The sequence below is a fragment of the Rhodococcus sp. NPDC057297 genome (genome assembly GCF_042667435.1).
Taxonomy (GTDB): domain Bacteria; phylum Actinomycetota; class Actinomycetes; order Mycobacteriales; family Mycobacteriaceae; genus Rhodococcoides.
This window is the reverse complement of the sequence record NZ_JBHUZE010000006.1, coordinates 237734-252670: the sequence shown is the minus strand read 5'-3', so window position 1 is coordinate 252670 and position 14937 is coordinate 237734. Positions and strand designations below refer to the sequence as shown.

At 64.5% G+C, this 14937-nt stretch carries 12 protein-coding genes; 4 read left to right on the top strand and 8 right to left on the bottom strand.

Features of this window, described 5'->3' with window-relative positions; translation table 11 throughout:
• Positions 1-37: 37 nt before the first annotated feature.
• Positions 38-652: an alpha/beta hydrolase gene (locus ACFULT_RS19095; protein ID WP_037106262.1), complete on the bottom strand. Its 615-nt coding sequence runs from the start codon at positions 650-652 to the stop codon at positions 38-40.
• 56 nt (positions 653-708) lie between these two features.
• Between ACFULT_RS19095 and ACFULT_RS19090 the strand changes: the two genes are divergently transcribed.
• A complete protein-coding gene (locus ACFULT_RS19090; RefSeq protein ID WP_378482155.1) occupies positions 709-4131 on the top strand; it encodes a TM0106 family RecB-like putative nuclease in 3423 nt (1140 codons plus the stop codon).
• 6 nt (positions 4132-4137) lie between these two features.
• Here ACFULT_RS19090 and ACFULT_RS19085 read toward each other — a convergent pair whose 3' ends face one another.
• From ACFULT_RS19085 to ACFULT_RS19075, 3 genes are all read right to left on the bottom strand, one after another.
• On the bottom strand, positions 4138-5112 hold the full coding sequence (locus ACFULT_RS19085) for an ABC transporter substrate-binding protein (protein ID WP_378482154.1): 975 nt from the start codon (positions 5110-5112) through the stop codon (positions 4138-4140).
• Positions 5113-5232: 120 nt separating this feature from the next.
• Positions 5233-6426, bottom strand: a complete 1194-nt coding sequence (locus tag ACFULT_RS19080; RefSeq protein ID WP_378482153.1) for an alanine racemase — start codon at positions 6424-6426, stop codon at positions 5233-5235.
• A gap of 46 nt (positions 6427-6472) precedes the next feature.
• Positions 6473-7105 carry a TetR/AcrR family transcriptional regulator gene (locus ACFULT_RS19075; RefSeq protein ID WP_094720927.1) on the bottom strand — a complete coding sequence of 211 codons (633 nt, stop codon included), beginning with the start codon at positions 7103-7105 and terminating at the stop codon, positions 6473-6475.
• 66 nt (positions 7106-7171) lie between these two features.
• Between ACFULT_RS19075 and ACFULT_RS19070 the strand changes: the two genes are divergently transcribed.
• Together ACFULT_RS19070 and ACFULT_RS19065 are read left to right on the top strand one after the other, a co-directional pair.
• Positions 7172-8467 (top strand): D-arabinono-1,4-lactone oxidase, encoded by a 1296-nt coding sequence (locus ACFULT_RS19070; RefSeq protein WP_094720926.1) that lies wholly within the window; start codon positions 7172-7174, stop codon positions 8465-8467.
• 20 nt (positions 8468-8487) lie between these two features.
• Positions 8488-9969, top strand: a complete 1482-nt coding sequence (locus ACFULT_RS19065; protein ID WP_378482152.1) for a molybdopterin-dependent oxidoreductase — start codon at positions 8488-8490, stop codon at positions 9967-9969.
• Here ACFULT_RS19065 and ACFULT_RS19060 read toward each other — a convergent pair.
• Both ACFULT_RS19060 and ACFULT_RS19055 read right to left on the bottom strand, forming a co-directional pair.
• Entirely contained in the window at positions 9956-10897 is a 942-nt protein-coding gene (locus ACFULT_RS19060) for an adenosine deaminase (protein ID WP_378482151.1), read from the bottom strand. The genes ACFULT_RS19065 and ACFULT_RS19060 overlap by 14 nt on opposite strands.
• Positions 10898-10907: 10 nt before the next feature.
• Positions 10908-11699: an enoyl-CoA hydratase/isomerase family protein gene (locus ACFULT_RS19055; protein WP_037106240.1), complete on the bottom strand. Its 792-nt coding sequence runs from the start codon at positions 11697-11699 to the stop codon at positions 10908-10910.
• An 87-nt stretch (positions 11700-11786) separates the two neighbouring features.
• Here ACFULT_RS19055 and ACFULT_RS19050 point away from each other — a divergent pair, with 87 nt between their 5' ends.
• Positions 11787-12932: an acyl-CoA dehydrogenase family protein gene (locus tag ACFULT_RS19050; RefSeq protein WP_037106106.1), complete on the top strand. Its 1146-nt coding sequence runs from the start codon at positions 11787-11789 to the stop codon at positions 12930-12932.
• Between the two features lie 76 nt (positions 12933-13008).
• Here ACFULT_RS19050 and ACFULT_RS19045 read toward each other — a convergent pair whose 3' ends face one another.
• Positions 13009-14457 (bottom strand): DHA2 family efflux MFS transporter permease subunit, encoded by a 1449-nt coding sequence (locus ACFULT_RS19045; protein ID WP_378482150.1) that lies wholly within the window; start codon positions 14455-14457, stop codon positions 13009-13011.
• A 227-nt stretch (positions 14458-14684) separates the two neighbouring features.
• Complete coding sequence (locus ACFULT_RS19040; RefSeq protein WP_019665340.1) at positions 14685-14888, bottom strand: cold-shock protein; 204 nt, start codon at positions 14886-14888, stop codon at positions 14685-14687.
• Between the last annotated feature and the right edge of the window lie 49 nt (positions 14889-14937).

The following is a 14937-nucleotide window of genomic DNA, read 5'->3' as shown; positions in this document are numbered from 1 at the left end:
GCTGCGTGTGGCGGGCGGACCCGGACCGGGCCGCCCGTCACACGTGTGTCAGGAGGAATTCCGCGGCTTCGAGCGAAACCGTCCGGTGAACCTTCTCGTGCAGTAGATCGTGGCCCGCGTCCTCGAATTCACGAAGGCGGGCGCCCGGCACGTTCGGGATCCACGACCGGACTGCGTCGATGGGCGCCATGCGGTCGTCGACACCGTGCATCGCCAGCAGCGGCAAGGTGGAGTCACTCAGATCGGTCGGCTTACCCGTCGTCGACTTGGGAGTTCCGCACAGCACGACCGACGCGAAACCGTCCGAATTCTTTCCGAGTGCAGAGATCGCCGTCGCAGCACCGAGCGAGTGCCCCATCAACGCGACGGGAACACCCGAACGCTCCGAGCGGGCGATGTCCGCGAGCTGCAGAGCATTGTCGGCGAGACCGGTGATCTGCGACGCGTCCGACAGCTCGCCCTCGGTCAGCCCGTGACCGACATGATCGACCGCCCACACGTCGATGCTCTCGGTGTTCATGACGCGCGCGAACCGATGATAATTGCCGCTGTTCTGGCCCAAGCCGTGCAGAAACACCAGTACGAGACGGGGATGCGGCGTGGTCCAAGACCGATAGTGCACGGCCCCGGTGACTCCTTCGAAGAACGGCATTCGACTATTTTGCCTTCTCCGCGGACCTGTCGCTGCATTCACCTACAGTTGGGCGCGTGTTCGTACTCGGTGATCAGGTCATCTACAGCGCCAGCGACCTGTCGGCCGCAGCCGAATGCGAATACGCGTTGCTGCGCACCCTCGACGCCAAGCTCGGCCGCATACAGACGATCCCCACCGCACCCGACCCGATGCTGGAACGCACGTCGGAACTCGGATTCGCCCACGAACGACGCCAACTCGACGCGTTCCAGACACGGTTCGGCGCGGGCGTGTCCATCATGCCGCGCCCCGAACGAACCATGCAGGGCCTCGCCGACGCGCACGCCGCCACCATCGAAACCGCACTGTGGGGGTACGACGTCCTCTACCAGGCGACATTCTTCGACGGCCGGTTTCTCGGGTTCTGCGACTTCCTCGTCAAAGAGGACGCCGGATACTCGGTGTACGACACCAAGCTGTCTCGCCACGCCCGCGTCCCGGCGCTACTCCAGCTCGCCGCCTACGCCGACGCACTCGGATCGAGCGGAATCGACGTCGCCGACAACCTGCACCTCATGCTGGGAGACGGGACGACGACCGACCACGCCAAGCGGAACCTACTCCCGATCTACCGTCGTCAACGCGCTCACCTCGAAGACATCCTCGACGAACACGTCCGTGACGGTGACGCTGTCGACTGGGCCGACCCTCGCTTCACCAAGTGCGGGCGCTGCGAGATGTGCGACGAGCAAGTCGTCGCACGGGACGACCTCCTCCTCGTCGCCGGATTGAGCGGAGGCCACCGGGCGCATCTGCACGACGCCGACGTCACCACGTCGGTCCAACTTGCCTCCGGCGACGGCCCGATCGACGGCATCTCTGCTCGCATCCTCGGTAACCTGCGCGCGCAAGCAGGTCTCCAGATCGCGCAGACTGCAAGCGGCAGAACAGAATACGAAATTTTCGACGCCGACGCGCTCGGCGCCATCCCCGAACCGAATCCCGGCGACATCTTCTTCGACTTCGAAGGCGACCCGCTCTGGGCAGAACCAACCTCGGGGGCCGATCCGCGGGCTGCACTCCCGGCAGGATCGACCGAGTGGGGCCTGGAATATCTGTTCGGGATTCTCGACACCGACGGGGAGTTTCTTCCGTTGTGGGCGCACGACCGCGCACAGGAACGCCAGGCCCTGATCGACTTCCTCGACTACGTCGTCGAACGACGGAAACAATTTCCCGGCATGCACGTCTACCACTACGCCGCCTACGAGAAGACCGCACTGCTCAGACTCGCCGGGCGATACGGCGTCGGCGAGGAAATCGTCGACGACCTCCTGCGCGACAACGTGCTCGTCGACCTGTACCCCGTCGTACGAGCATCCCTACGCATCGGCGAACGCTCCTACAGCATCAAGAAGCTCGAACCGCTCTACATGCCCGCGGGACGCGACGGCGACGTCACCAACGCCGCGGCGTCGATCGTCGAATACGCCAACTGGTGCGACCTGCGAGACGAGGGCAAGACCGAAGAAGCCGATTCGCTGCTCGGCGAGATCGCCGAATACAACCGCTACGACTGCGATTCGACTCTGAGACTACGAGACTGGCTGCTGGAGAGGGCTTCCGACGCAGGAATCTCACCCCGCCACGCGGCGGACGTCGGCGCCGACACCGAAGAAGAAGCCACCCCGCTGGAAGAATCGCTCCGCGAATTCGCCGGACTCACCGGCCACAGGTCCGATCTCCAGCAAGCCGTCGCACTTTACGGCGGATCCATCGGATACCACCGCCGCGAACGAAAGCCGTTCTGGTGGGCACACTTCGACCGGCTGCAGAGCCCGGTCGACGAGTGGGCCGATGCCCCGGGAGTGTTCACCGTCGACTCCGCAGAGGCGACAAGCGAGTGGGCGAAGACGACACCGCGACAGAAGTTGCTCCGACGGCAACTGCGGCTGACGGGCTCGGGAAGCGTCGAGAAGTCGGTTCGGTTGCTCTACGACACCCCTGCACCCGACGGCCTGGAGCAACCTCACCCGTCGTACCGGGCGTGCAGCCGAGGCGACGTGATCGAGGCCGAGGACGGCGTTGTCGTGATCGAGGAAAAACTGGCGGCAGGCGCGGACCCGTGGTCGACGCTGCCGATGGCCGCCGCGCCGGTCTCACCCATCCCCACCGTCAGCATCGAAGCGGCGATCATCACCGCCGCCGAGGAGCTCGCAGCCTCGTTGCCCGACCTCCCGGCGACAGCAGTCGCCGATCTGACGTCACGATCTGCGCCGCGCACGAGGTCCGGTGCAGGGCTTCCCACCGTCGCCGGCAGCGACTACATCGGCGCGATCCTCGGCGCACTGACCGATCTCGACAATTCCTATCTCGCCGTCCAAGGACCACCGGGGACCGGTAAGACCTACACCGCGGCCGCTGTGATCACCTCACTCGTCCGGGATCACCACTGGCGTATCGGTGTTGTCGCACAATCACATTCGGTCGTGGACAATCTACTCGACGGAATAGTCCGCGCCGGAGTCCCCGAGCAGCTCGTCGGCAAGAAGAAGGCGCCCGACGGCGTGACCGAGCTCAAGGAGGCCGAATACCCGTCGTTCGTGGGCGGCGCCGCGGAGGGATGCGTCGTCGGCGGAACCGCCTGGGATTTTTCGCATTCCACGCGCGTCGTCCCCGGATCGCTCGACCTACTCGTCGTCGACGAAGCCGGACAGTTCTCCCTGGCCAACACCATTGCCGTTGCCCAGTCGGCCCGAAATCTGTTGCTGCTGGGCGACCCTCAACAACTCCCCCAGGTCAGCCAAGGTACACATCCGGAACCTGTCGACGAGTCGGCGCTCGGATGGCTCGCCGCCGGGCACGGTGCACTTCCCGCCGACCGCGGATACTTCCTCAGCCGCACCTGGCGCATGCACCCCGACCTGTGCGCACCGGTCTCCGCGTTGTCCTACGAGAACAGGCTGTTCTCCAACGAGGACGCCACGTCCCGACGCGCACTGGACGGCCTGCGCCCCGGACTGCACACGGTGACGATCGACCACGAGGCCAGAACCACGGAATCACCCGAAGAGGCAGAAGAAGTCCGTCGACAGATCGAGAAAATGGTCGGCCTACCGTGGACCAACCCCGACACGCACTCCGGATCTCGCCCACTCGAGCCGACCGACTTCATCGTCGTCGCCCCGTACAACGCCCAGGTCGCCTGCATACGGGAAGCATTGGACCACGCCGGCCTGGCCGACGTCCTCGTCGGAACCGTCGACAAGTTCCAAGGCAGACAAGCCGCCGTCGCCGTCCTGTCGATGACCGCATCCAACCTCGGTGACTCACCTCGCGGGGCAGGGTTTCTGCTGTCCCGAAACCGGTTGAACGTAGCTCTCTCCCGAGGGCAATGGGCAGCGTTGATCATCCAGTCCCGAACCCTCACCCACTATCTCCCCGCCACCCCCGACGGCTTGGATTCCCTCGGGGCGTTCATGGCGTTGACGGGGTAGCTGCCGCTACGACGCCCTCGTCCAGGAGCCGATCGAACCGGCGATCGTGTCGGCAATGGCCGACGCGGTGATGACCAGTCCATTGTTCAATCGAGGATCGAGCACAGCGGCTCTGCCCTCGGCGACGGCAGGCAGTGCCTGCCACGTTCCCGCCGCACCGACGACCGCAGGGTCCGTCGTCTGGTGGAAGATGTAGTCCGCATCCGCTAACGAGGACAGGTTCTCGAGCGAAAGCTGCTGATTGCCTTTCTCGTCCGTGGGGTCGAAGTACAGCACCTCCAACCCGAGATCGCGCGCCACTGTGGTGCCGATCTGATTGGTCCACAGGTTGACATAGCCCTTCGCAGCAGGTTCGCTCGTGACCAACGCAATCCTTCTGCCCACCAACGCGTCTCCGAGGTCGGAGCGTGCATCGGCGACGATCGCATCGTAGGCGTCGAGCAGGACCGCTGCGTCCGAACCCCGCCCGAGAGCGTCGAACTGGCTCGACATCTGCGCTCGGAAATCCGGCTCGTTCACCTCGACCGGCAGCACGGGAGCAACCTGTGACAACAGCTCGTTGCCGTACCAATCCAGCCGCCACCCGTTGGCGCGCATCACGATGAGATCGGGAGCGAGCGCTGTGACTTCCTCGATGCTGGGACCGTCCGGACCGCCGATGGACTGCACGTCCGCAGCGATCCGTCCGTCGTACTGTCCGCCAGGAAGAGTGCCCGGCGCTGCCGTGTTGCCCGTTGCGACGAGCGGATACCCGGCGAGCAGAGCGAACTCGAGGTCACCACGACCCTCCATCACGACGACACGAGCAGGGTCTCGCGGAATTGTCGACTCGAATCCGTCACCTCGAACGGTCACCGTCACCGCGGACTCCGAATTCTCCTGCGCGACCGACGATTCTGCGCGAGCGCACGCCGCCAAGCCCAGCAGGGAGACACTACCGACCATGAACGATCGACGAGACAACCCACTCTTCAGATGCATTAGGCAATGCTAAGCTAACGCACTCCCGTGCCTGGACTTGCGTACATATAGTTCGAGCCGACCCGGCTCCACATTTCGAGGCGACCCGGCTCCACAATCCGAGGCGACCCGCCTACCCGCCTACCCGAAGTTCTTGCCCTCACCGCGATACGTCGGGACCACGCTGACGCTGCCGTCGGGCTCGACGACATGCAGAGAATCGACCCGCTCACACGGCTCTCCGGCCTTTGCATTGCGGAACCAGATGCGATCGCCGATACGTGCGCCGCTGGTGGCGACGGGAGTCTGGACCTCGCCGGCGCCTTCGTTGCGCAGAAGTTTCAGCCCTCCCCGCAGGATTCCCTGCGCAGTTCGGGAGAGCGCCACTGGCGTGGGGAGCCGCGACTTCGATACCTGACCCGACGCGACGTACCCCCCACCGAACACCGTCGCGATCGTCGGCGTCGGTGTTCGAACGACAGGCAAGACGAAGTACAGCGCAGGCTGCGGCGTGAATGCCCGATAGCGGTCGAACAGCGTCGGCGCGAACAACCCCGACCCGGCCGTCACCTCGGTGACCGACGACGCCGAAGAGCTGACTTCGAGCGACCCGGTGCCGCCGCTGTTGACCAATTCCAGCGAGCCGACGGCATCGACGACCGCGTCGACAACCGTCGCCCGGCGGGTCTGCAACTCTGCAGCCGACGCCTTCTTCATCAACTCGACCACCGCATTGGAGTCCGGCAGTCCCGCGATCTGCGCCTCGTAGAACATGACACCGACAACCCTGAACCCTCGGTCCTTGGCCGTCCTTGCGAACGACGCCACCTGCGCAGGCTCCCGCAGCGGTGACCGTCGGACACCGAGGTGGATCGGACCCAGACGAAGCGAGGCGTCGACATCGATGCACACACGCGGCCGGGCCCGATCCGAACCGGCTGCCTCGCGAATCACCTCGAGATGGGCGGGATCGTCGACCATCAGCGTGATGCGCCCGGACAGCACCCGATCTCGGGTGATCTCGGCCAACGAGCCCCTGTCCACCGTCGGATACCCGAGCAGAACGTCTTCCGCACCCGTCCTCGCCAACCAGATCGCCTCGGCCGGCGAGTACGCCATGATCCCCTCGAACTGCTGTGCTGCAGTGAGATTCGGACCCAGCACTCGTTCGAGAACCGCCCGGGAACGGACCGACTTGCTGGCCACACGAATAGGCGTCGACCCCGCCCGGCGGCGAAGATCGGCAGCGTTCGCGTCCAGAGCACCCGCGTCGACGACGGCGAAGGGCGGCTCGAGATGCGCGGTGGCGTCGGCGAGAAGATTCAAAGAGGGCATACGGTCGGTCGGCACCCGGTCAGCTAACCACCGATCGCCCGCCCCGTCAGATTTCGACGGCCTTGCCTGCAACGAGGCCGGACAGATCGTCGAGCGCAGTGATCACTGCCATGTCGTCCCTGTCGACCAGCCACCGCAGAATCAGCCCGTCGACCGTCGCCATACCGAAGTGCGCCACGGCCGACGTCGGCTCGAGCCAGCGGGTGCCGGTGATCTGCGCACATCTGTCGAGGAACTCGAACGTGTCGGTGTCGCGGATTCGATACTGACCGGACGCGATGGTCGCGGCGACCTCCGAGCCGAGCGCGCGGTGCCGAAGCAGATACGTCTTGATCTCGTAGGACAGCAACTGCCGATCGGCCGTCTCCTCCACGAGCGGCCAGATCGCGGTGAGACCGCTGTGCACCAACATCCGCAGCCCACGCACCCCACCGACGTGACTCGGATGCTCGAACGCGGTGAACAGCGCCGTCGTGACGTCGACCACCAGACCCTCACCCATAGCGATGACCAGGTCTTCCTTGGATTCGAAGCAGTAGTAGACGGCTCCACGAGGAACCGACGCCTCCTCGGCCACGGCACGGACCGTCAACGCGTCCACACCGACCCGTTCGGCTAGGTTCAACGCCGCGTGGACCAGGTGTGCACGCCGAGCATCGACGGGCAGCCGGGTCTGCATGCGTCCGATAGTAGGCCCGCGTGTCGAACCCGGTGGTCGGATTCCCTCGAGTGCAATAGTGGGTCGATGACGGGGCGCGAGTGGCGTAATTGGGCAGGCAACCAAGTCGCACATCCGGCGGATGTAGTGCGGCCGAGATCGGTGCAGGACGTGATGCAGACACTGCAGCGCGGGGTGACGGTGAAGTGCGTCGGCGCCGGGCACTCGTTCACGTCCATCGCGGTCACCGACGGTGTGCAGATGAGCCTGGACCTTATGCAGGGCATCGAGTCCGTACACCCCCTGCCCGACGGTTGTTCCGCCGTCACCGTCCTCGCGGGCACTCGCCTGCGCGCATTGTCGGCTGCATTGTGGGATCTGGGCCTGGCGATGACGAACCTCGGCGACATCGACGAACAATCGATCGCCGGCGCACTCTCGACCGGTACGCACGGGACGGGACAACGCTTCGGTGGCATCTCGACCCAGGTTCTCGCGCTGGAACTGGTGACAGCCGACGGCAGCATCGTGCACTGCTCCCGGGAGACCGAACCCGACGTGTTCGATGCCGCACGCGTCGGGCTCGGAGCTCTCGGAATCATCACGACGGTGACGTTGCGATGCGAGCCCGCATACCTGCTGCACGCCGCCGAATCACCCGCGACGCTCGGTGGAACACTCGACTCTCTGGCGTGGAACGACGCCGACCACTTCGAGTTCTACTGGTTCCCGCACACCGACCGAGTGCTCACCAAAACGAACACGCGCCTGCCGGGTGACACCACCAAGCCCCTCTCCCGCCTGCGGGCGTTCATCGACGACGACTTGCTCGCCAACCGAGCATTCGAGGTGGTCAACCGTGCCGTGACGCGATTCCCCGCCGCCATTCCGCGCGTCAACGCGCTGTCGTCCCGTGCGCTGTCCGGCCGCGAGTTCACCGATCGCAGCTACCGGGTGTTCGCGTCGACGCGCACGGTCAAATTCCGCGAGATGGAGTACGCGGTCCCCGCGGACACGGTGGCGTCGGTGATCAGGGAAATCGAGCGGTGGCTTCGATCGTCGGGATTCGTCGTCGCATTTCCCGTCGAGGTTCGCTTCGCGGCGTCCGACGACATCTGGCTCTCCACCGCCTACGGGCGGGCGACCGCCTACATCGCTGTGCATCAGTACCACCGCCGTGATCATCGCGACTACTTCGACGCCGTCGAATCCATCGCCCGCAGCGTCGGGGGACGTCCGCATTGGGGCAAGTTGCACTCGATGCGCGCGGACGACTTCGCCGAGATGTATCCGCGGTTCGAGGACTTCGTCGCAGTGCGCAACAGGGTGGACCCGGACCATATCTTCGGGAACGAGTATCTGCGCACCACCCTCCCTACGTGAGTGGCGCCTATCTTGGAGTGATGATCCAGAAGCCACTCGCCGGGATCATCGCTGCCGGAGTTGTTCTCGGCGTCGGTGAACTCGTCGCCGTACCGTTCGGGCCGAATGCATCGCCCTTCTTCGCCGTCGGATCGGCCGTGGTCGACAACACCCCCGAAGCCGTACGCGAATGGGCCATCGACACGTTCGGCACAGCCGACAAGACCGCCCTCTTCATCGGAATGGCCCTGGTCATCGCCGCAATTGCAGCCGGAGCGGGCATGCTGCGTCGCCCACTCGGTGCCGTGCTCTTCGGTGTCCTCGGCGTGATCGGCGTGCTCGCCGCGGTCACGCGCTCGACCGCGACCCCGCTCACCGCGCTGCCGACGATCCTCGGCGTCGCAGCCGGCATCGTCGTCCTGAACGCCCTCCTGAAAACGAAGGACCCCGTCGCAGGTGGTGTATCCCGACGCAGCTTTCTCGGCCTCGCGCTCGCCGCAGGTGTGGTTGCCGTCGCCGCGGGAACAGCAGGTCGGTTGATCGGCCACGCACGCGATGTCACGGCCAACCGGCTCGGATTCAAGCTCCCGGTACCGACTCCGCAGACCCCGATTCCCGACGGCGCCGACCTGCGGATCGACGGCTTGGCGTCCTACATCACCCCGAACGAGGATTTCTACCGCATCGACACTGCACTGGTGGTGCCGCAGGTGTCGTCCGAGGACTGGTCACTGCGCATCCACGGAATGGTCGAGCGAGAAATCGAGATCACGTTCGAGGACTTGATGTCGAGGCAAGCGGTGGAGCGGACGGTCACGCTGACCTGCGTGTCCAACATCGTCGGCGGCGACCTCGTCGGCAACGCGACGTGGATCGGCTACCCGCTGCGAGACTTTTTGGAGGAAGCAGGCATTCAGGACGACGCCGACATGGTGCTGTCCTCCAGCCACGACGCCTTCACCGCCGGAACACCGTTGGACGTGCTGCTCGACGGTAGGGACGCACTGCTCGCCGTCGGCATGAACGGTCAACCCTTGCCGGTGGAACACGGATACCCGGCTCGCCTCGTCGTGCCCGGGCTGTACGGCTACGTCTCCGCGACCAAATGGGTGACCGACCTCGAGATCACTCGATTCGACAAGGCGAGCGCCTACTGGACCGACCGCGGCTGGGGTGAGCGTGGACCCATCAAGACCGCATCACGTATCGACACCCCACGCTCGGGTGCGGCGGTCGACGCCGGCACCGTCGTGATCGCCGGAGTCGCCTGGCATCAACACACCGGCATCTCCGGCGTCGACGTTCAGATCGACGACGGGAACTGGGTCGCTGCGACACTGTCCGAGGAATACTCGACGGACACCTGGCGCCAGTGGACGTACCAGTGGGACGCGGCACCAGGCGACCACACCATCCGGGCACGAGCCACCGACGCCGACGGCGACATTCAGACCTCGATGACGGCCGACACCGTTCCCGACGGCGCCACCGGCTACCCGAAGGCGTTCGTCACCGTCCGATGAAGGACGCCCTGATCGAGTTGTCGTACAAGATCTCTCGTTCGCGCTCGGTGAGACCCACCTGCTCGGTGAGCGCCGCGAAATTGTCGTCCACGTAACCGCCGAAGTACGCCGGATCGTCGGAGTTGACGGTGACCACCAGACCACGCTCGATCATCTGCCGAATCGGATGGTCCTTCAGGTCGGGAATCACCTTGAGCCGAACGTTCGACAGCGGGCACACCGTCAACGGAACCTCCTCGTCCACCAGACGATTCACCAACGCATCGTCCTCGAGGCACCGCACACCGTGATCGATCCGCTCGACCTTCAGCAGATCCAGAGCCTCCCAGATGTACTCCGCCGGACCTTCCTCACCCGCATGCGCGACGACGTGCAGCCCCTCGGCTCTGGCCTTGGCGAACACGTCCACGAACAGCGACGGCGGGAACCCGGCCTCCGCAGAATCCAGGCCGAGACCGATGATCGGCGCCTTCATCGCCAGCAGATCATCCAACAGCTTGTTCGCGTGCAACACCGGCTTGTCCCGCAGAATCGACGCGATCAACCCACTCGTGACGCCGAACTCCCGCTCACTCGACGCCGACGCCTCGGCCAACCCCTCGACGACAGCCTCCAACGGCACACCCCGATCCGTGTGCGCCTGCGGATCGAAGAAAATCTCCGCCCGCGTCACACCACCCGCCGCAGCCCGACGAAAGTACGCCCGCGCAAGATCGGCGAAATCCTCCGCCGTCCGCAACACCGACATGTTCGCGTAGTACAGATCCAGGAACGACTGCAGATCCGTGAACTCGTACCGCGCCTCCAACTCACCGATATCGCTGTACGGCAACGCAATACCGTTCCGCTCGGCCAACTCGAAGATCTGCGGAGGCTCCAAGGACCCTTCGATGTGCATGTGCAATTCCGCGAGGGGCAACGTGGTCATTGGATCCAGCTTACTTGCCTGTATACGTCGCCTTACCCGGGCCGTTCTCGAGAAAACTCTTGACCGCCCCACGAAGATCATCGGTCTCGAACAACGCCCCCGACACGTCCGACGTCACCTCGTCCGCATGAGCGACACCACCCGAACGCCACGCTGCCACGATCTTTTTGGTGGCAGCGTGAGCCACCGTCGGACCGGCGGCCAACCGCTCCACCAGGGAACGGGCAGAGGCGTCGACATCGTCGTGGATGCTGTTGACGACGCCCCATTCCTTCAGGGTGGCCGCGTCGTAGAGATCACCGGTCATCACGAGCTCGCGTGCGCGTCCGGAACCGGCGCGCTCGGCGAGACGTTGCGGGCCGCCCATGGACGGTGTGAGTCCGACAACGGTCTCGACCAGACCGAACTTCGCCTTCGGCGACGCGACGATGATGTCGCAGGCAAGGGAGATCTCGAAGGCCGCGGTGAGAGTCAGGCCGTGCGCGGCGTACACGACCGGGCACGGCAACGCCTCGAGCGGATGCGCGATCTGCGCGAACAACGTGCGCCACAGGTCGGCACCCTGCTGGGCGGACAGACCGTCGAAGACATGCACGTCCACCCCGGCGGAGTTGACCTTGCCCTCCGAGCGCAGCAGGACAGCGCGAGGCGGATCGGCGACGAGTGCGGCGACATCGGCCGCCACGGCGTCGAACATCGCTTGATCGAACAGGTTGAGGGGGCCGTGGTCGAAGGTCAGCACCGCGACGTCGGCGCCGGCGTCGGTGGTGTACCGAACGAGAGATGTGGGTTGGTCAGCCATGCCTGTCAGAGTGCCATACGCTGCCGAAGGCGAAGTTACCGGCGAGTATTGTGCAGACGAGAATTGCCGTTACCGGAAGGAACACACATGAAGCGCTCCCTGTTCGAGGACGACCACGACGCGTTCCGCGAATCCGCCCGCGAATTCGTCACCCGCACGATCGCGCCCCGAGAAGAGAAGCTCATCGAGCAGCGCTTCATCGACCGTGACATCTGGCTCGAAGCCGGACGCAACGGCTTCCTCGGCCTCGAAGTACCGGAAGAATACGGCGGCAGCGGCGCCGACGACTACCGCTTCAACGCGGTCCTCGGAGAGGAACTCGCGCGCTCGAGCGCGGCAGTCGCGTCGTGCTTCGGGATCCACTACGACATCGTCGCGCCGTACCTCGTCAAGCTGACCACCGAGGAACAGAAGAAGCGCTGGCTCCCCGGATTCTGCAGCGGCGAAATTCTCACCGCCATCGCCATGACGGAACCGTCCGGCGGATCGGACCTCGCCGCACTGAAGACCACCGCCGTCAAGGACGGCGACGACTTCATCATCAACGGCTCCAAGACGTTCATCACCAACGGCAACAGCGCCGACCTCGTCATCGTCGCCACCCGCACGACGCCCGAGAAGAAGGCCAAGGGCATCACGCTCTTCGCCGTCGAGAACGGCACCGAAGGGTTCTCCCGCGGCCGCAAACTCGACAAGGTCGGCCAACCGGAATCCGACACCGCGGAACTCTTCTTCGAGAACGTCCGCGTGCCGTCGTCGAACATGATCGGCGAATTCGACGGTGGATTCATCCACATGATGCAGCTGCTGCCGCAGGAGCGCATCAGCTGCGCCGTGGCCAACCTCGGGCAGACACGGCCGATCCTGGAGGAAACCATCCAGTACGCCAAGGACCGCAAGGCATTCGGTCAGCCCATCGGATCGCTGCAGTGGAACAAATTCCTGCTCGCCGAGCTGGTCACCAAACTCGATGTTGCACAGGCATTCGTGGACAACTGCATCGTCGCACACGGCAAGGGCGAGCTCACCGCCATCGACGCCGCCAAGGCCAAGTGGTGGACGTCCCAGGTGCAGAACGAAATCCTGGACCACTGCGTGCAGCTGCACGGCGGCTACGGCTTCATGAACGAGTACCGCGCCGCCCGGGCATGGAAGGACGCCCGCGTCAGCAAGATCTGGGCCGGGTCCAACGAAATCATGAAAGAGCTCATCGGCCGCGATCTCGGGCTCTGACCTGTGTGAGTCGAAATGCTTGTGTGAGTGGAAATGTGGGCGGTCTCGAGCCGTAGGCCAGGGCCTACATTTCCACTCACCTGGCTTTGAACGCAGGCCTGGCGTAGAACGACACCGCCACCACGCCGAGCAAGAGCACCACGGCAGGCAGAATCAACGACTGGGCCATGGCCGTGGAGAACCCGTCACGCAGCATTTCCGGTACACGACCGCTGAACTCGTTGGCACCTGCCGCGTCGGAACCGGGGATTTCCGCAGCCAACCGAGACTGGATGAGGGCGCCGATACCTGCACTGCCCAAGACCGATCCGATCATTCTCGTCGTGTTGTACACACCGGCTCCTGCGCCCGCCTGCGACAGCGGGAGATTACGAGTCGCCGTGGCCGCCAACGGCGACCAGATCAACGCATTCGCCACACCCATCAGCGCGATGGGGATCAGAAGCTTCCAGATGGCCGTGGTCGGTGTCATCAGCACGGCCAATGCCAGTAGCGATATCGCCAGCAACAACAAACCGGTGCCCGCGATGTAGCGGGGATGGGTTCGGTCCACGAGCTTTCCGACGTTCGGCGCCAGAGCCCCCGTCAGCACGGCCATCGGAACGAACAGGATGGCAGAGCGCGTCGGGCTCAGTCCGGTCACACTCTGTGCATAGAACATGAACGGCAACATCATTCCGGCCGTCGCGAAACCCATTGCGGCGATACCGATGTTGGACAGCGAGAAATTACGATCCTTGAACAGCGCGAGCGGAACCAGCGGCTCGTTGCGGTTCTTGGCCTGCCAGTACACGAACACCGCGAAGACCACTGTCCCGGCGGCGATCAACGACCAGACGCGGCCGTCCCAGTCGAACCGCTGCCCCTCCTGAATCCCGAACACGATGGCGAACAACGCCACCGCGCTGAGCACCACACCGAGGATGTCGAACTTGTGCTCGTTGGTCGGCAACACCGGAACGAACCTCAGCGCCAACACGATGGCGACGACCCCCACCGGCACGTTGATGAAGAAAATCCACTCCCACCCGAGCGAATCGACGAGCACGCCGCCGAGAATCGGCCCGACGAGCGTCGCGACCCCGGCCACCGCGCCCCACGCACCCATCGCCGTTCCGCGCTTGTCCACGGGGAAGATTCGCGTGATGACCGCCATGGTCTGCGGGGTGATCATCGCTGCGCCCACACCCTGCACCGCACGAGCCGCGATCAACATCTCGATCGAACCCGACAAACCACACCACACCGACGCCAGGGTGAACACCACAAGACCCGCGATGTAGAGATTCCGAGGTCCGAACCGGTCCCCGAGCCGACCGGTCACCAAAAGCGGTACCGCATAAGCCAACAGGTACGCACTGGTCACCCAGATGACATTGTTGATATCGGTCTGCAAACCGTCGAGAATCGCCGGCTGCGCCACCGCGACAATCGTCGTGTCGACGAGAATCATGAAGAACCCGAGACACAGAGCCCACAGCGCAGGCCACGCCTTGATCTCGGGTGGCGCACTCTGCGTCGTCATCGTCTCCCCCATCGGTTCATCGCCTGAGGTGACCGAACGTGACGTTCGGTCACTTGGAGTGACCGAACGGTTCATTCGGTCCCCGATGACAATGCCACCACAGCGAGGTCGGCACGCAAAGAGGCCGGGCACTCGGAGCGAACTCCGTGTGCCCGGCCTCTTCGGGTACCTGAACTGAAGACAGCGTCAAGCCGTCAGCAATTTCGGGTGGCGATCCTTTGAGGGGATCAGATAGCGCGAACGCCCGTTGCCTGAGGACCCTTCTGGCCCTGTCCAACCTCGAACTCCACGCGCTGACCCTCGTCGAGCGTCTTGAAGCCAGATCCCTGGATCTCCGAGTAGTGAACGAACACGTCAGGTCCGCCACCATCCTGCTCGATGAAGCCGAAGCCCTTTTCGCCGTTGAACCACTTAACACTGCCCTGCGTCATACCGTAAACCTTCTGTAAGCGAGCTAGCCCTTCACGTCGAAGCACTAAT